The sequence below is a fragment of the Pseudomonas sp. BN411 genome, assembly GCF_029871235.1.
In the GTDB taxonomy this organism is placed as follows: Bacteria; Pseudomonadota; Gammaproteobacteria; order Pseudomonadales; family Pseudomonadaceae; genus Metapseudomonas.
In genome coordinates, this window is record NZ_SSOM01000036.1 from 12,028 (window position 1) to 28,408 (window position 16,381).

15 protein-coding genes and 1 pseudogene are annotated in these 16,381 nt (G+C 62.9%); 12 read left to right on the top strand and 4 right to left on the bottom strand.

Features of this window, described 5'->3' with window-relative positions:
* Positions 1-126: 126 nt before the first annotated feature.
* From E8F06_RS04285 to E8F06_RS04300, 4 genes are all read left to right on the top strand, one after another.
* Complete coding sequence (locus E8F06_RS04285; protein ID WP_144276941.1) at positions 127-399, top strand: hypothetical protein; 273 nt, start codon at positions 127-129, stop codon at positions 397-399.
* Positions 400-507: 108 nt separating this feature from the next.
* Complete coding sequence (locus E8F06_RS04290) at positions 508-714, top strand: AlpA family phage regulatory protein (RefSeq protein WP_016490689.1); 207 nt, start codon at positions 508-510, stop codon at positions 712-714.
* On the top strand, positions 715-924 hold the full coding sequence (locus tag E8F06_RS04295; protein WP_016490688.1) for a hypothetical protein: 210 nt from the start codon (positions 715-717) through the stop codon (positions 922-924).
* Between the two features lie 200 nt (positions 925-1,124).
* The gene (locus E8F06_RS04300) at positions 1,125-1,928 is read left to right on the top strand and encodes a hypothetical protein (protein ID WP_280364592.1); all 804 of its coding nucleotides are present in this window, start codon (positions 1,125-1,127) and stop codon (positions 1,926-1,928) included.
* A 50-nt stretch (positions 1,929-1,978) separates the two neighbouring features.
* On the opposite strand, the gene E8F06_RS04305 is transcribed toward E8F06_RS04300, so the two are convergent.
* Both E8F06_RS04305 and E8F06_RS04310 read right to left on the bottom strand, forming a co-directional pair.
* Positions 1,979-2,104: a hypothetical protein gene (locus tag E8F06_RS04305; RefSeq protein WP_280364594.1), complete on the bottom strand. Its 126-nt coding sequence runs from the start codon at positions 2,102-2,104 to the stop codon at positions 1,979-1,981.
* Entirely contained in the window at positions 2,101-2,568 is a 468-nt protein-coding gene (locus E8F06_RS04310; RefSeq protein WP_016490686.1) for a hypothetical protein, read from the bottom strand. The genes E8F06_RS04305 and E8F06_RS04310 overlap by 4 nt, the downstream gene beginning before the upstream one ends.
* Positions 2,569-2,878: 310 nt before the next feature.
* On the opposite strand from E8F06_RS04310, the gene E8F06_RS04315 reads away from it, so the two are divergent.
* Both E8F06_RS04315 and E8F06_RS04320 read left to right on the top strand, forming a co-directional pair.
* Positions 2,879-3,232 carry a hypothetical protein gene (locus tag E8F06_RS04315; RefSeq protein ID WP_280364598.1) on the top strand — a complete coding sequence of 118 codons (354 nt, stop codon included), beginning with the start codon at positions 2,879-2,881 and terminating at the stop codon, positions 3,230-3,232.
* 72 nt (positions 3,233-3,304) lie between these two features.
* The gene (locus E8F06_RS04320; RefSeq protein ID WP_016490684.1) at positions 3,305-3,916 is read left to right on the top strand and encodes a recombinase family protein; all 612 of its coding nucleotides are present in this window, start codon (positions 3,305-3,307) and stop codon (positions 3,914-3,916) included.
* 124 nt (positions 3,917-4,040) lie between these two features.
* Here the strand turns inward: E8F06_RS04320 and E8F06_RS04325 are convergent.
* Positions 4,041-4,301 (bottom strand): annotated as a pseudogene (locus E8F06_RS04325) (hypothetical protein); the annotation flags it as partial.
* A 124-nt stretch (positions 4,302-4,425) separates the two neighbouring features.
* Between E8F06_RS04325 and E8F06_RS04330 the strand changes: the two are divergent.
* Positions 4,426-4,965, top strand: a complete 540-nt coding sequence (locus E8F06_RS04330) for a DUF1003 domain-containing protein (protein WP_016490683.1) — start codon at positions 4,426-4,428, stop codon at positions 4,963-4,965.
* Between the two features lie 718 nt (positions 4,966-5,683).
* Here the strand turns inward: E8F06_RS04330 and E8F06_RS04335 are convergent.
* On the bottom strand, positions 5,684-5,854 hold the full coding sequence (locus tag E8F06_RS04335; RefSeq protein ID WP_280364603.1) for a hypothetical protein: 171 nt from the start codon (positions 5,852-5,854) through the stop codon (positions 5,684-5,686).
* Between the two features lie 177 nt (positions 5,855-6,031).
* Here E8F06_RS04335 and E8F06_RS04340 point away from each other — a divergent pair, with 177 nt between their 5' ends.
* From E8F06_RS04340 to E8F06_RS04360, 5 genes are all read left to right on the top strand, one after another.
* A complete protein-coding gene (locus E8F06_RS04340; RefSeq protein WP_280364605.1) occupies positions 6,032-6,328 on the top strand; it encodes a hypothetical protein in 297 nt (98 codons plus the stop codon).
* A 163-nt stretch (positions 6,329-6,491) separates the two neighbouring features.
* A complete protein-coding gene (locus E8F06_RS04345) occupies positions 6,492-6,707 on the top strand; it encodes a CsbD family protein (protein WP_280364607.1) in 216 nt (71 codons plus the stop codon).
* 44 nt (positions 6,708-6,751) lie between these two features.
* A complete protein-coding gene (locus E8F06_RS04350) occupies positions 6,752-6,988 on the top strand; it encodes a hypothetical protein (RefSeq protein ID WP_280364610.1) in 237 nt (78 codons plus the stop codon).
* Between the two features lie 145 nt (positions 6,989-7,133).
* Positions 7,134-7,517, top strand: coding sequence for a hypothetical protein (locus E8F06_RS04355; RefSeq protein WP_280364612.1), 384 nt, complete (start codon positions 7,134-7,136; stop codon positions 7,515-7,517).
* A gap of 29 nt (positions 7,518-7,546) precedes the next feature.
* Positions 7,547-16,258, top strand: coding sequence for a glucoamylase family protein (locus tag E8F06_RS04360; protein ID WP_280364613.1), 8,712 nt, complete (start codon positions 7,547-7,549; stop codon positions 16,256-16,258).
* The last annotated feature ends 123 nt before the right edge of the window (positions 16,259-16,381 follow it).

A 16,381-nucleotide genomic window follows, 5' to 3' on the forward strand; every position in this document is an offset into this window, starting at 1 on the left:
GCCAGCCTGGTGCGATACTCGGACGACAGCCAGACGGTGTGCACGCCTCTCTCTAGCACTGCGCCAGACGGCATTCGTTTCCAGGCCTCTGATCTTCTGGTAAGCCAGACTGAGTATGAGCGTTTTGTGAGCACCAACCCCGCGATCAACGTCCCATGCGAGTCGGATGCCTCCCTTGGCGCCCAGCTACGAAGCATTCGCAAGGACTCGGCAGCCAAGCCGCGCGAAGACCGCTCGGCCAGGGAGATCGAGCGCCAGCGATGGCGAGCGAAGGCCGCGGAGATTCAGGCGGCGAGAAAGGAGCCAGCCAGCAAAAGACTGCTTGCCGAACTGGTAAAACAGCATCTCAATCTGCCCGACTCATTCGAAACCATCCGCAAAGCCCTGTCCGCTGGGTAAGTGGGTTGGGTGAGAAATTAGTGGGTTGGGTGCATAGGGCTTACCCAGAAAAGCCTGATTTCATGCGGTCGTCCGCCCCACACCGGGGCTTACCTAGAGGTAACGACGATGGCCGCAAAGACTCAACAGTCCCGCCGTATCATGCGCCTGCCGACTGTGAAGGAAAAATCCGGCTTGGGCCGCACCATGATTTACGACCTGATGAAAGAGGGGCGCTTCCCGAAGTGCCGCCGCATCGCTGGTTCGCACATCGTCGGCTGGGACAGCTGGGAGATTGAGGCCTGGGTTGCCGAGCAGCTGGGCGAGGACGCCTAAATGAAAAAGGCCACGCCTCCCGAAGAAGAACGCAGCCCGTCGCACGGCCATGATACCAGCACCGCAGCCCAGTGCATTCACCTGCTGGAGCATCTGTACCTTAGCCTGGTGGACAGCATCGCTGCCCGCCGGGAGCTGAACATTATGAACGCCTACCTGGAGCGAAAGGGGTGGCTGGCTGCCAAGATCGAAGCGCGGGACGCAGAATGAGCCAAGCATCCCGCCTCACTCCCGTCGTAAGCACGAATGCCCGCATTCGGACTTCCTCCACGGCCGGCGAACCACCCGCAGTCACAGGCACCATTATCTCGCTTGCTCTGCAGGTGTGTTTGTCCGTCCTCGCACGTCAGCGCTGCGACGCCCCACACAGTCCTCTCGGCCTGCTGGACCATAAAAGCCAGGGGTAGCCCATGACGCCTCTCGCCTCGAAGCTACTCCGCCGTGGTGATGAAATTAGCATCGAACTTGGACGCATCATCATCCAACCTGCAAGTGGGAAACCGGTCCCACCTGAATGGCTGAAGAAGCATACGGCCGGCCTTGCCCGAGAAATCCTGACCGCACTTGGATTGGAGGCCTATGAATTTTGCGGTTACACGACAGGCCACTACGGTCCACATAAAGCCCCTGGCGTAACCCTACAGTTTCTGTCGCCAACAACAGACGCATCGCCCTATGTCATTTTCAATGCAGAGCTTACCCGCTGCCGGAATGTCGGAGCTGCCAAGAAGGGGACAGCATTGCCGAAAGGACATTTTCGTATCGGCAAACGCAGCCACTTCTATCGCTTCTGGAGATCAACAGAGCTTCCGGAGCCCAAACGCCTCTCGTCGTTCCACGACTATATGGGCAACCTGAAGGGGATTCTGTTTACTGCGACCGTGCAGAACGACCGCATGGATGCCAGTTCGCTACGTCCGTTGACTGTACCTTCGCGCCTTGTGCACGCCGCAATTCTGCCGGACAAGTTGCAGACAACACCCAGACACATTCCGGACAGCGTCCAGACAAGAATGCCGGACAAGGATTTCGCTCAAAGCCAGGGAGCACATGCCTTTCAAGCAAAACAAACTACGAGCGACAAGAATTACGGTAACAAGGTGATTAAGGGGCGCGGGTTTACGGGAGCGAGCATTCCACCCTATCAACATAAGAGACCGGAGGACCAAAGCGTTGACGAGTGGCTTGCGGACTATTCAGGCGCAGACACATAGCCCTGCTTGCGCAGTTGCCGCTCTGCGATGTTGTGCAGGTAGACCTGGGCCTAGTTCAACGTGAACGGCGTCACCCCGCCCGCCTTGGTGCGGATGTTCAGGCAGCGCGGCGCGTAGTGGAGGAAGTCATCCTTCAGGCGCTGCCGGATCGCCAGCCCGTCGAGCCCTGCGGTCAAGTCAGGTGTTCCAGCCACTGCTCATGGGTCAGCTGGGTGACGCTGGTTTCAACCTGCTGCTTGATTCCGTACTTGCGCGCGGCCAGGCGCTCGGCCATCCGCCAACGACTGTCGATCATCAGCTTGGCCTTGCTGATCGCCGCCGGATCAAGCTCTGCGTCGTCGGCGATGTCGAGCGTCTCATCGACGACCAGATCAATACGCACCGCCATGGCCGCCTGGTAGGCGAGGCGGAATTCTTCGTGCCTGATTAACCAGCGGCAGACCACTGCACGCGCCGGCATGCCTGGGCGTTTGCACAGGCGGTTCAGCGAACAGGGCTCCATCAGCGCGGCACAGATGCGCTCGACCATTTCCGCACTGTAGGTGGTCGGGCGGCCGGGGCCGCGCTTGGGCTTAGTCGGCTCCGCTGGCTTGGCCGCCGGGTTGTCGGTGGGGGTCTTGCTGGGGTTCTTCTTGCGCATATTGGCACCTCGTCAGTTCGCCGCGCCCTTCGCGCAGGCAGCAGCCTTGGCTTTACGGCTTCGTCTGGTCGCTCCAATGGTTCTGGCGGCGGACATGAAAAAGCCCGACAGGGGCCGGGCTTCGGAGGTGGCGCGCATAGGGGCACAATCTAAAACTGATGATAGATTTTACGCTCAAAAAATCAAACATCCAATAGATAAGAGCTATTTGTAGACCGAGGGCAGATTAGTCAAAAAAAGGAAGTAGCCGGATTGGTAAAAGTAGCCGTCTAGTCACTTTATCTGGCCGGTGCAGAACGACTGCGCAAAATTGCGCACTCCTAGTTCAGCCGGGCCAGGTGCGCCCGCCGGGCTGCAGGTGGGCGGCGGCACTGCGAAGAAAGCGGAAGGCTATTATGGCCTGACCTCTACTTCTGGTGAGTACCTCTGTGCCAGGGAGCAGAACGAAGTCTCTGCAGAGGAGTATCTCGCCTCCCTTCTCATGGACGAACGCACCTCGTTTTCGGGCGCCAAAACAGGCTTTGACTGGTCACTTTATTCCTTCTCGAAATCGCCAGCGGCCACCGCCGAAGCCGCTGTTGGCTGCTTCTGGCCGACTCTGTTGTTCGTTTTCAAAAAGGCATACCTAATTACAAACGGCGCGACGGGGATTTCTTCGTACTGATTCATTTAAAAGTAACACCCAAAGTGCAACAGTTTTTAAAAAGCACCTCAAATGATACAGGAGCCAGGAATCATGTTCGTCCGTGCCTACCTCCGCGCCTCCACTTTCGAGCAAGATGCCAGCCGAGCCCGCGAGGTCCTGGAGCAGTTCGCTGCCCGCCATGATCGCGTGATCGCCGCGGAGTACCTGGAGAACGCCAGCGGCGCCAAGGCCGACCGGCCGGAGCTGCTGCGCCTGCTGAAGGATGCGCGCAAGGGTGACGTGCTGCTGGTGGAATCCATCGACCGCCTCTCCCGCCTGCCTGCCGAGGATTGGCAGAAGCTGAAGGCTGCCATCGACTCCAAGGGCCTGCGCATCGTCGCGCTCGATCTGCCCACCAGCCACCAGGGTATCGCCGACACCAAGGGTGACGAGTTCACCAGGCGCATGCTCGGCGCCATCAATTCGATGCTGGTGGAGATGATGGCTGCCATCGCCCGCAAGGACTATGAGCAGCGCCGCGAGCGCCAGGCCCAGGGCATCAAGAAAGCCAAGGATGAAGGCAAGTACAAGGGGCGCCCGGTCGACGCCGATCTGCACAAGCGGGTCGCCGAGCTTCTGAGGGCGGGTCTCGGCATTAGATCTACGGCGCGGCATGCCGACTGTTCTACAACTACCGTCCTGCGTATCAAACGAGAAATGTAGGGCGACTCAAACTCCAGCGCTTCCATGCCAAATCACCTCTAGCTGTCCGCCCATGGCCTCGATGTGCTGCGCAGAGTGGAGATATACATATCGGTGCACTACTCCATCTTGGTGATGGCAGGCTGTACTCGGTTTCCTCCAGTAGCCAGTCCACCAGCAGATCGCCCCCCACGTCCTTTCGGATCAGCGGCCAGTTGGGTTCGAAATAGCCAGGGCAAGCCAGCAGTTTGAATTGCCCCAGACCGTACCGCCACAGACCGTCCAGATGCCCCGAGAAGGCTTCAAAGGCTTGGTTTCGATGGGCAGGTAGGAATGAGCATCAATCGATGCCGGACGCGAATTGCTGGATGATGGAGTGGCGATAGCGCAGTTCGATACGCCACAACCTGCAGATAGGCAATGCGCAGGTAGCTTGGGGCCGATTCGGGATGCGACTTCGGAACACTACACAGGTATCCGGGCGCTCAGACTCATGGAAGGTAGCCGGCAGGGCCCAGCAGGAGAGTCCAATGAAAACGCCCCCCTCCAACACCGCGTCGTTATCGACCACCCAAGTCGCCAATGACCACATGCGTTTCCATCGCCCCCATGAGCACCTGGCACCGACCTTTGGCAATGATTCGTTCGCCCTCAAGGCCGAAGCATTCGCGCGGTTCTTTGGCACACCGCTTTTCCTGGGGGCACAAACTGCAATTGTCTTGGTCTGGATTGCTGCGAACCTTGTGGGCCTGGTCCATTTTGACGCCTACCCTTTCATCCTGCTCAACCTGGCCTTCAGTCTCCAGGCGGCCTACGCGGCACCGCTAATCCTGCTCGCGCAAACGCGCCAAGCCGCCCGGGACAAGGCACATGCCGAAGCAGATGCAAAACACCGGGAGACGCTTGCCATCGCCAATGAGCAGCGGCAAGCCATCGCAGCGCAGAGCAGCGCCCAGTTGCTGGAGTTGCTGGAACGAAATACCCGGCTCACGGAACTGACCAAGGAGCTGACAGAGCGCATCGAGCTGTTGACCCTCGAAGTTCACGGGCAGGTAGTCAAAGGTGGCTGATCGCAAGATGGCGGAAGCCCGGAAAGGACGATCAATCCACTCGGGCAAAGGCTAGCCGGTTGGTGCCCAGATCACGTTCTCGCTATTGATCACGGGGAGATGTCCTGGGTTGATATCGAGTTCGTTGTGGAGAAACACCCGGGTTTTCTCGGCGTCCAGTGACCGCCCAGGTCTCTGCCTTAGAACGCTTGCAGACACAGAGAAATGCCCGCAGTTGGGACAATTGATCTCAATCCCATTCATCTGAGCGTCAATCGTTCGCGCCTCACCTAAGCAGTTCACGCATTTCATGTTGTCTCTCCTTGCATCGGTGCGTAACGCGTACAAGCGCAGATGCGGATAACACATCCATCAAGGTGATGGGACCGGCCTGGCGCCACAAGCCCGCTGTGTAGGTGTGTGATTACGGGGTCGGAGGTTTTGCCGGAGGGGCCTCCGGGCATGTGGGTACGACGATCAGGTCGGCCTCTACGTCATCTTCCGGCACCGGGAACGAATAAAGTTCCGCCCGGGAGAAGACCGGCAAGCGTGGCGTGCCCTCGTGCAACTTTCCAAGATCAGCGGGCCTTTGGAGCCAGGTAGTTTTTTCGGTGCAGCTTGAGATGCTCATGGTGCTCTCGATAAGGCCCGGAATATGGCGGGCCGGTTACATGAGCATTGCAGAGTGAGAGACCTGCGTCGGTGCGCTGCCGTACTCATGCCTGACAGCGTGCAAGGCTCATGTTTTGGTCCCTTGCGGCAGTTCGTCGCTCTTTGGTACGCGTGCCGCGTCGTTCGCCTCGTCGACATGGTCGAGTAGCTGCTGGCCGGACGTTCTCAAGAATGGCGGTCGCTGAGAGCGGCGCTTGCCAGGTTTTCGTTGCAGGTTGGGATCGATGTAGGTGTGCATGACGACCTCTGGATCGGAGGCGCTGCGGGATGCGGTGCCTTCTGCCGATCATTGCAGGTCCAGGGGGCCCCTTCGGTGCGCCAGCCCACGGAGGGCTATGTGGTTCAACGCACCGACCCCGCGCGCCGTGCCTGACACCATGCCCGCAGTACGCAATTCCGCCTGAGCGAAGCAGATATGACCGACGAAACCGATAGCCACACTCCCGATGCTCTCGATAGCGCTGCGCAGGAAGCGGATGGCCCCGCGCGCAGACAACGAACACGCGCCCTCTACCATTTCCTCGACAAGATCGACGCGGTCATCAAGAAAAGATGCGAGCTGCTACCAGAACGCCCAGCCGAGAATAAAGCCGTCGGCGAGCAGCCTCTGCGGCAGGAAATGCAGCAAAATCCATGCTTCGACCAGTCCATCACTCCACGTGGTGATGACGAGCTCACCGGCTTAGCCCCCGTCGAGGCTCCCAAGCGCTGATTCCCCGTCAGGCACTGGCCTTCGCTGCAACGGCCAGGCTCCTCGCAAGACAGCCGGTGCTAAGCGCGATGGCGCACCGACCGATCATATCGCCGCTGCCATGCTGGTTCTGATCAGGACTCGCCCGTTCGCGAGTACTCCATCCAATGACTGAGGTCAGACCATGAGCAGGATTCTTGCAGACATCATCAAGAGCAAATGGCGGGAGCTGGTGGGCAGTGCCAGGGTCGTATGGGATGAACTGACCGTAGCCGAACTGATTGGCTCCGAAGGCGACACCCAGAAACTGGCCAACCTGATCCAGGAGCGCTACGAGATGACCCATGAAGAGGCCGAGAAGCAAGTGATCAGCTTTTTCGAGAGAAGCCGCACCCTCTAGCTGCCAGCACCACCTGAAGGACTAGCCTGGCAAAGGAGCTCACCATGATCTCTGCATACTTCGTAGTTTCCAGGAGTTCCGGCAACATCATCCGGATCACTTGGCGCGAGCGTCCGCCAGACGATACTCCAACCGTTATCAATGTCCCGGTGTCGAGCTCCAGCCTGTTGCGCTATGAAGACTGCTACGCGTCCGGCGAGGATCTGATCAGCCTGCAAAGCGTCACCCGGCTGGCCAAGGCCAACAACGCCAAACCTCAGAATTCGTGCCGGATCGTCTGATCCACGATTCGTCCCCAGCCATATCTCCCGGCCCGACACAGCGACGCAACGCTCACCTGTGTGCGCTAGCAGACAGACGCCCTCGGACACTCCACCCAGACTCGACAAGGCAACTCTGCACAGCACTTGGCCGGGGTGAGCCACGATGAACATTTATTTGCCGAAGCGCAGCCAGCCTGCGCATCGGGCTGATCTGCTGATGAATGGCAGTGCAGCGATCGTGCTGACGGCCTTCCTGCTGTTCTCGGGCCCGCAAGATCCCTGGCTGGAAGGCTGTGTCCTGGCCATGATCGGCCTGGCGGCATGGGTTCCCATCAAGGCAATGCTGCGTCGATACACGCCATGGCCCCAGCAGTCGGGCGTGCGCGCGAGCATCCCGACGCTGTTGGCGAACTCCGCGCTGATCGGTGCGTTCCTGTTGATGCCCGTGGCGCTGGCACTGGCCCCCTGGAGCGCGGCCGCCTTCGGCACCGGCCTCCTGTGCAGCTTCCTGCTCGATCGCAGCCGCGACCAGCGGGCCGATCGCTGACACGGCGACCACTACCTCAGGCCTCCGGGATGAACATTCTTCGTGCCCTGGCATCGCTCCGGCCCCCCAGCCTCAACGCCCTCCTCTCGCGCTGGCGAACGGCTTTCCGACAGTTCGAGTACGAGCCCGACTTGCGCTCGGACCTCTTCAGCGCGGAACAGATGGAGCAGCACGGCCCGCTCTTGGCCGGGCTGCACCGACTGAGCCCGCACCGGACCCCGGACGGGCTGTTGCAGCGGCTGGCCGACAACGAGGCGACCCTGGCCAGCAGTTGCCGAATCCTCACCGCCGCCTCGCTGTCCAGCCGACGCATCACGCCTGCCGGAGAATGGCTGCTGGACAACCACTATCTGATCGAAGAGCAGATCCGCACCGCACGCAAACACCTGCCCAAGGGGTACTGCCGCGAACTGCCGCACCTGGCCTCCGGCGGTTCCGAAGGACTGCCGCGGGTCTATGACATTGCGCTGGAGACCATTTCCCACGGCGATGGGCGGGTGGACTGCGACAGCCTCAGCCGCTTCGTCACCGCCTACCAGGCCATGACGCCGCTCAAGCTCGGCGAACTCTGGGCCATTCCCATCATGCTGCGCCTGGCGCTGATCGAGAACTTGCGCCGCGTGGCCTCGCGCGTCATGGCCAACTGGGATGATCGCAACCTGGCCGATGACTGGGCCGATCGGCTGGCCGAGATCGCCGAGCAGGACCCCAAGAGCGTCGTGCTGACGGTGGCGGACATGGCACGTGCCGCGCCACCGATGACCAGCTCTTTCGTCGCCGAGCTGGCCCGGCGACTTCAAGGCCAGAGCGCGGCGCTGGCATTGCCGCTCAGCTGGATCGAACAGCACCTGGCCGAATCGGGGCTGAGCATCGAGCGCCTGGTATCGGCCGATGCCCAGCAGCAAGCCGCGGATCAGGTGGCGGTCAGCAACAGCATTGCCAGCCTGCGCCTGCTGTCAGCAACCAACTGGCAAGATTTCGTCGAGGCCATGAGCCACGTCGAACAGGCATTGCACGAAGACCCGGCCGGCGTGTACGGCGCCATGGAATTCGCCACCCGCGACCTCTATCGGCATGTGGTGGAACACCTGGCCAAACACTGCGAAAGCTCGGAAACCACCGTAGTCCGTACCGCCCTCGATCTGGCAGGACGCGCCCCACCCGAGGAGATCGCCGGCCATGTCGGCTATTACCTGATCGACCAGGGACGGCCTGAACTCGAACAACGCCTGGCTGTAGGACTGACAGTCCGGGAACGCTGGGAGCGCCTGTTGCAGAGTGCCCCCCTGCTCTTCTACCTGGGTCCGGTGGTGCTGCTGTCCCTGGGGTTGACCTGGCCCTTCATCCACTGGGCGCTGGCCAGCGCCCTGCCGTCCTTTGCAACGGCCCTGCTGGCCCTTTCAGCCTTCCTGATGGCGAGCCGGCTGGCGGTCAGCCTGGTGAACTGGCTGGTTACCCTCACCGTGGCTCCGCACCAGCTCCCGCGGCTGGACTACAGCAAGGGACTCCCCGCCGAGGCACGAACCCTGGTGGTGGTACCCACCCTGATCGGCAGCGCCAGGGACATCGACGAGCTCTGCGAAGGCCTCGAAGTCCGCTTCCTGGCCAACCGCGACAACAACCTGCATTTCGCCTTGCTGAGCGATTTCCTGGATGCGAGCACCGAGGTCCAGGAACAGGATGCCGAGTTGCAGGCCCTGGCGCGGGAGCGCATCGAAGCGCTGAACCGCAAGTACCCCGACGCGGCCGTGGACAGGTTCTTCCTGTTCCATCGCGCGCGTCGCTGGAACCCCGCCGAAGGAGCCTGGATGGGCTTCGAGCGCAAGCGCGGCAAGATCTCCGAACTCAACGCCCTGTTGCGCGGCACCGGCCTGGAACGCTTCGCCCTGATCGTCGGCAGGATCGACATCCTCCGGCAGGTGAATTACGTCATCACCCTCGACACTGATACCCAGCTACCCCGCGATGCGGCGCGGCAGTTCGTCGGTACCCTGGCCCACCCGCTCAACCGCGCCCGTGTCGACCCCCAGGGGCAACGCATCATCGGTGGCTACGCCATCCTGCAACCACGGGTTGGCATCAGCCTGCCGAGTACCGCTCGCTCCGCCTACGCCCAACTGCTCGGCAGCGATGCCGGGGTCGACCCCTATACCCGCGCCGTGTCGGATGTGTACCAGGACCTGTTCCAGCAGGGTTCGTTCATTGGCAAGGGCATCTATGCGGTAGATGCCTTCGAGCGGTCCCTTAACGGCCACTTCCCCGATAACAGCATCCTCAGCCATGACCTGATCGAAGGCTGCTTCGCACGCTCAGGGTTGCTCAGCGACGTGCAGCTCTACGAGGAATTCCCGTCGCGCTACAGCAGCGACGTGAAACGCCGCCACCGCTGGATTCGCGGCGACTGGCAACTGCTGCCCTGGACCCTGCCCTGGGCACCGAACGCCCACGGTCGCCACGAGCGCAACAACCTATCCGCCCTGTCGCGCTGGAAGATCGCCGATAACCTGCGACGCAGCCTGGAACCCGCCGCATTCCTGTCCATGTTCCTGGCGGGCTGGTTGTTGGTGGACCAGCCTCTGGCCTGGACCCTGGCGGTACTGGCCATCGGCATGCTCACGCCGCTGCTCGCCTCATTGCTCGATCTGCTGCGCAAGCCCCACGACATGTCATTGGCGCAGCACCTCACGACCACCCTGCGCGCCTCCTCCCAGCATTTTTCCCGCGCCTTGCTGAGCCTGGCCTGGTTGCCCCACGAGACCCACTACAGCCTCGACGCCATCCTGCGCACCCTGTGGCGCCTATACGTCAGCAAATCCCGGCTGTTGCAGTGGAGCCCGTCACGGGAGGTCGAGCGAACCAGCACCAATCACCTGAACGGCCTGTACCGGATGATGTGGATCGGCCCGGCGCTGGCCTTGCTGCTTGTGGCACCGCTGGTGATGAACCCCCTGGCCCTGGCGGCCGCTTCTCCCCTGCTGTTGCTGTGGCTGGCGAGCCCGGTTATCGCCTGGTGGCTGAGCAGGCCTTCAACGCCCAGGCGCTTTGCCCCATCAGCGGGAGACCTGCGTTTCCTGCGCAACCTGGCGCGCCAGACCTGGGCATTCTTCGACCAGCATGTCGGCCCCGAGGACAACTGGCTGCCACCCGACAATCTCCAGGAGCATCCCACCGCCACTCTCGCCCACCGCACGTCGCCAACCAACATAGGGGTCGCCATCCTGGCCAACCTGGCCGCCTATGACTTCGGCTACCTGAGCGCGGCGCGCCTGCTAAAGCGATGCGAACAGACCCTGGCCACCATGGCGGGCCTCGACCGCCATCGCCGGCACTTCTACAACTGGTACGACACCCTGACCCTGCAGCCCCTGGCCCCGCAATACGTATCGACCGTGGACAGCGGCAACCTGGCGGGCATGTTGCTCACCCTGAGCCCGGGGCTTCTGGCGCTGGCCGGCGACTGCCCCTTCCAGCCAAGCCAGTTGCGCGGCCTCGAAGACACCCTCGATGTGCTGGAGGCCACCTACGCCGACGATGAGCACGCAAGGCCGGCCCTGCGCAGGCTTCGCGACATGCTGGATGCCGTACTGGCCGAACCGCCGACATCTCTGGCGGCAGCCGTCGGCTGCCTGCAAACGCTGCGCGACCGCGCGGAGGAGCTGGCGACGGCCAGCGAAGCCGCCCCCGGCAGCGATGCCGCGTTCTGGTTGAAAGCCCTGCGCGTGCAGTGTGCGGAGCAGCATGACCAGCTGCGCCTCTGCCTGCTGCCCAGCTCGGATGATGAGGCCGCCAGCACAAACCTCATGCCCCTGCCCTCCTGGCGCCAGCTCGCCCAACTCGACGCCGGGCTGTGGCCGGAATCAATGCTCGACCGCGTCCTTGCAGTTCGCCGTCATGCAGCCGCACGGATCAGCGATGCCGAGCGCCTGGCGGAAACAGCGGCAGGTCTGGCGAAAATGGATTTCGGTTTCCTCTACGACAGTGAGCGCAATCTGTTCTGCATCGGCTACAACGTCGACGAGCGCCGCCTGGATGCCAGCTACTACGACCTGCTCGCGTCCGAGGCGAGGCTGAGCACCTTCGTGGCCATCGCCCAGGGCCAGTTGCCCCAGGCCAGCTGGTTCAGCCTCGGCCGGTTGCTCACCAGCACCCGTGGCGTACCGGTGCTGCTGTCCTGGTCCGGCTCGATGTTCGAGTACCTGATGCCGCTGTTGGTGATGCCCAGATACGAAGGCACCCTGCTCGACCAGACCTGCTGCGCCGCCGTCGCCCGGCAGATCGAGTACGGCCAGCAGATGGGGCTTCCCTGGGGCGTCTCGGAATCCGGCTACAACACCCTGGACGCGCACTTCAACTACCAGTACCGAGCCTTCGGAGTGCCTGGCCTGGGGCTCAAACGAGGCCTGGGTGACGACATGGTGGTAGCGCCCTACGCCTCGGCACTCGCCCTGCTGGTGGCCCCGGAGCCGGCCTGCCGGAATCTGCAAACCTTGGCGGCACAAGGCCTGGCCGGACGTTACGGCCTGTACGAAGCCATCGACTTCACCCAGGCGCGCATTCCGCTCGGACAAAGTTCCGCGGTGGTTCGCTCGTTCATGGCCCACCACCAGGGCATGAGCTTGCTGGCACTGGCCAGCCTGCTGCTGGAGCGCCCCATGCAGAAGCGCTTCGAGTCGGATCCGCAGTTCCAGGCGAGCGCATTGCTTCTGCAGGAACGCGTGCCCAGGAGCGCACAGGAATACCAGTACATCCAGGACCTCCAGGCCAGCAGCACCGCCACCCGGACCATCGAAAACAGGCTGCGGGTATACGCCGATCCGGGACGCCGTCATCCCGCCGTGCAATTGCTTTCCAATGGTCGCTACCACGTGATGGTCAGCAGCGCCGGCGGTGGTTACAGCCGCTGGCGCGAGCTGGCCGTGACCCGCTGGCATGAGGACGCCACCTGCGATGACTGGGGCATGTTCTGCTACCTGCGCGATATCGCCAGTGGCGAGTTCTGGTCCACCGCACACCAGCCGACGCTGAAGCGTCCGGACCACCACGAAGCCATCTTCTCCGACGCCCGCGCGGAGTTCCGCGTTCGCCACCGGGACTTCGACGCCCACAGCGAAATCGTCGTATCCCCGGAAGATGACATCGAACTGCGACGGATCACCCTGACCAACCGTGCCCGTACGCGGCGCAGCATCGAGCTCACCAGCTACGCCGAAGTGGTATTGGCGTCGGCCGTCAGCGATGCGCTGCACCGTGCATTCAGCAACCTCTTCGTGCAGACGGAATTACTCAAGCCGTTGCAGGCGATCCTCTGCACGCGTCGGCCGCGTTCGAGCGAGGAACAGGCGCCCTGGTTCTGCCACCTGATGGCGGTCCATGGAGCAGACCTCGATAGCATTTCCTACGAGACCGACCGCGCGCGCTTCATTGGTCGAGGTCGCGGCCTGGTTCACCCGACGGCCATGGATGCCGGCGCGGAGATACTGGGTGGGACCTCTGGCCCGGTGCTCGACCCTATTGTCGCGATCCGCTGCCGCGTCACTCTCGATGCGGGCCAGGCCGCCACCATCGACCTGATCAGCGGCATCAGCGAAAGCCGCGAGGGCTGCCTGCAACTGATAGACAAATACCGTGACCGCCACCTCGCCGACCGGGTCTTCGACCTCGCCTGGACCCACAGCCAGGTGCTGCTTCGCCAGCTCAACGCATCCTTGGCCGACGCCTGGCTCTACGAGCAGATGGCCGCCTCCATCCTCTACGCCAATGCCGCGCTGAGGGCGAAGAACGGCGCCCTGACCAGCAATCAGCGCAACCAAACCGGCCTGTGGGGCCAGGCGATTTCCGGTGACCTCCCGATCGTGCTGGTGCAGATCGCCGATGCAATCAACATCGAGCTGGTGCGCCAGTTGGTTCAGGCTCATGCCTATTGGCGGCAAAAGGGCCTGGCGGTAGATCTGGTGATCTGGAACGAAGACAGCGCCGGATACCGGCAGCAACTGCAAGACCTGATCATGGGCCTGATCACCTCCGGCGCCGAAGCCAGCCTGATCGACCGATCGGGTGGGATTTTCGTACGGCCGGCGCAACAGCTGTCGCAGGAAGATCGCACCCTGATCAAGGCGGTTGCGCGGATCATCCTCAGCGACACAGCCGGCACCTTGCACGACCAGATCCTTCGCCGGCAGCCCAAGGCGCCGTGGCCGCGCTTCGACCCCAACCTCATACTCCCGCCGGCACAGCCTCCGATACCGGCAGCCGGCGCTGCCGATCCTGCCCTGTGCCTGGCCAACGCCTATGGCGGCTTCAGTCGCGACGGCAGCGAGTACGTACTCAAGCTGGAACCCGGTGTCGCCACCCCGGCCCCCTGGGTGAATGTGCTGGCGAATCCGCAGTTCGGCACCGTCATCTCGGAAAGCGGAAGCGCCTACACTTGGAACCTGAACGCCCACGAATTCCGCCTGACGCCCTGGCAGAACGATGCGGTCCGTGATGCCAGTGGCGAGGCCCTTTACCTGCGCGACGATGAGACCGGCCACTACTGGTCAGCCACCCCCTTGCCCAGACACGGCAACGGCCCGTACGTGATACGCCACGGCTTTGGCTACAGCTGCTTCGAGCATCGCGAAGAAGGTATCGAAAGCGAACTCTGGGTCTACGTGGCACTCGACACGCCGATCAAGTACTCCCTGCTGAAAGTCCGCAACCTGTCCGGGCACCCCCGAAAGCTGTCCATCACCGGCTATGTCGAATGGGTGTTGGGCGATCTGCGGGACAAGACGGCGATGCACCTGGTCACTGAGGTCCACAACGGCACTGGCGCGCTGCTCGCGCGCAATCCCTATTCGATGGAGTTCCCGGGGCGGGTAGCCTTCTTCGCGATGGACCCGCCCTGTCGTAGCCACACCGCGGACCGCAGCGAGTTCATCGGCCGCAACGGCAACCTCCAGGCGCCGGCCGCTATGACGCAGAAGCAGCTCCTCGGGCACTGTGGTGGCGGCCTCGACCCCTGCGCAGCCCTCCAGACCGGTATCGATCTCGCCCCCGGAGCCTCACGCGAGCTGGTGTTCTGTCTGGGCGCCGCGCAAGACACCGGAGCCGCCGTGGGCCTTCTGCGCAACGCCCTCAGCCCTGTCGCGGCCCATGCCGCCTTGCGGGCGGTACGCGAGCACTGGCGCGAAACCCTGGGCCAGGTGCGCGTGGAAACGGCGGAGCCCGCGGTGGATCTGATGCTCAACGGCTGGCTGCTGTACCAGGTCATTGCCTCGCGCTTCCTGGCGCGTAGCGGTTTTTACCAGTCTGGCGGCGCCTACGGCTTCCGTGACCAGTTGCAGGACAGCATGGCCATGTTGCATACGGCCCCGCAAAGCGCACGCCAGCACCTGTTGCTGTGCGCCGCCCATCAATTCGTGGAAGGCGATGTGCAGCACTGGTGGCACCCGCCTTTCGACCGAGGCGTACGCACGCGCTGCTCGGACGACTACCTGTGGCTGCCCCTGGCCGTCAGCCGTTACGTGCGGCTGACCGGCGACCGGACCGTGCTCGACGAGCCGGTAAGCTACCTCGAAGGCCGGGAACTGAATACCGGCGAGGAGTCCTACTACGACCTGCCGGAGCGCTCGACGCTGCAGGAAAGCCTCTACCAGCATTGCCTGCGGGCCCTGGAGTGCGGCATGGCCCGAGGTTCTCACGGCCTGCCGCTGATAGGCAGCGGCGACTGGAACGACGGCATGAACCGGATCGGCGTCCTGGGTCAGGGCGAAAGCGTCTGGCTGGGCTTCTTCCAGCACGCGGTGCTGGAACAGTTCGCGGCCATCGCACTGGATCATGACGATGCCGCCTTTTCCGTACGCTGCAACGCGCAGGCCGCGGAACTGCGCGTAAACCTCGAGCAGCACGGCTGGGATGGTGCCTGGTATCGACGGGCTTACTTCGACGATGGTTCCGCCCTGGGTTCGGCTTCCAACGACGAGTGCCGAATCGACTCCATTGCCCAGAGCTGGTCAGTGCTTTCGGGCGTAGCCCCTTACGAGCGGCGGCGCCAGGCAATGGACTCGCTGTTCGAGCACCTGGTGCGCCGAGATTCCCACCTGATCCTGCTGCTTACGCCGCCTTTCGAACGTTCACTGCCCGACCCCGGCTATATCAAGGGCTACGTCTCCGGCGTGCGCGAGAACGGTGGCCAGTACACCCATGCCGCGGTCTGGGCGAGCATGGCCTTCGCCGAGATGGGCGACGGCGCGCGGGCCTGGGAGCTGCTGGACATGATCAACCCGGTGAGCCACGGGCTCGCTGACGCTATCGAGACTTACAAGGTCGAGCCCTACGTACTGGCGGCCGATGTCTATGCCATGGCCCCGCACGAAGGTCGCGGCGGCTGGAGCTGGTATACCGGTGCCGCCGGCTGGATGTATCGCCTCATCCTCGAGTCACTGCTTGGCGTGCAACGCGAAGGTGCGAGCCTGCGCTTCGCGCCCGTGCTGCCGGCCGCCTGGCCGGGCTACAGGCTGCGCTACCGCTTCGGCTCGACGCTGTATCACATCGACCTGGTGCAGACCGACAGCGTAGCGGGCGGTCAGCAGGTCAGCCTCGATGGCGAAAGGCTCGAAGATCGCCGGGTGCCCCTGGTGGACGATGGCCAGGACCACCATGTCGAAGTCCACTGCCAACCCTGCGGGCCGGCGCAGCCCCGGGCCTGGCCCGAGAACGCCATTGCGCAGGTGCCGGGGCGCACGGACGGCACGGCATAGCCGCCGGCAGGCGAATGGCTGCCGCTCGTAAAGCGAGAAAGTGGAAGGATCAGGTGGAATCCGGGCGCCAGGAGGGTTGGCCCCTGTGCGAGGCCCTGGCAGCCGGATTACACAGGCTCAGTG

Bases quoted from the DNA above. Each gene is read 5' to 3' on its own strand.
- E8F06_RS04290 (WP_016490689.1), top strand. From the start codon at position 508: ATGGCCGCAAAGACTCAACAGTCCCGCCGTATCATGCGCCTGCCGACT.
- E8F06_RS04295 (WP_016490688.1), top strand. From the start codon at position 715: ATGAAAAAGGCCACGCCTCCCGAAGAAGAACGCAGCCCGTCGCACGGC.
- E8F06_RS04300 (WP_280364592.1), top strand. From the start codon at position 1,125: ATGACGCCTCTCGCCTCGAAGCTACTCCGCCGTGGTGATGAAATTAGC.
- E8F06_RS04310 (WP_016490686.1), bottom strand. From the start codon at position 2,568: ATGCGCAAGAAGAACCCCAGCAAGACCCCCACCGACAACCCGGCGGCC.
- E8F06_RS04320 (WP_016490684.1), top strand. From the start codon at position 3,305: ATGTTCGTCCGTGCCTACCTCCGCGCCTCCACTTTCGAGCAAGATGCC.
- E8F06_RS04330 (WP_016490683.1), top strand. From the start codon at position 4,426: ATGAAAACGCCCCCCTCCAACACCGCGTCGTTATCGACCACCCAAGTC.
- E8F06_RS04335 (WP_280364603.1), bottom strand. From the start codon at position 5,854: ATGCACACCTACATCGATCCCAACCTGCAACGAAAACCTGGCAAGCGC.
- E8F06_RS04340 (WP_280364605.1), top strand. From the start codon at position 6,032: ATGACCGACGAAACCGATAGCCACACTCCCGATGCTCTCGATAGCGCT.
- E8F06_RS04345 (WP_280364607.1), top strand. From the start codon at position 6,492: ATGAGCAGGATTCTTGCAGACATCATCAAGAGCAAATGGCGGGAGCTG.
- E8F06_RS04350 (WP_280364610.1), top strand. From the start codon at position 6,752: ATGATCTCTGCATACTTCGTAGTTTCCAGGAGTTCCGGCAACATCATC.
- E8F06_RS04355 (WP_280364612.1), top strand. From the start codon at position 7,134: ATGAACATTTATTTGCCGAAGCGCAGCCAGCCTGCGCATCGGGCTGAT.
- E8F06_RS04360 (WP_280364613.1), top strand. From the start codon at position 7,547: ATGAACATTCTTCGTGCCCTGGCATCGCTCCGGCCCCCCAGCCTCAAC.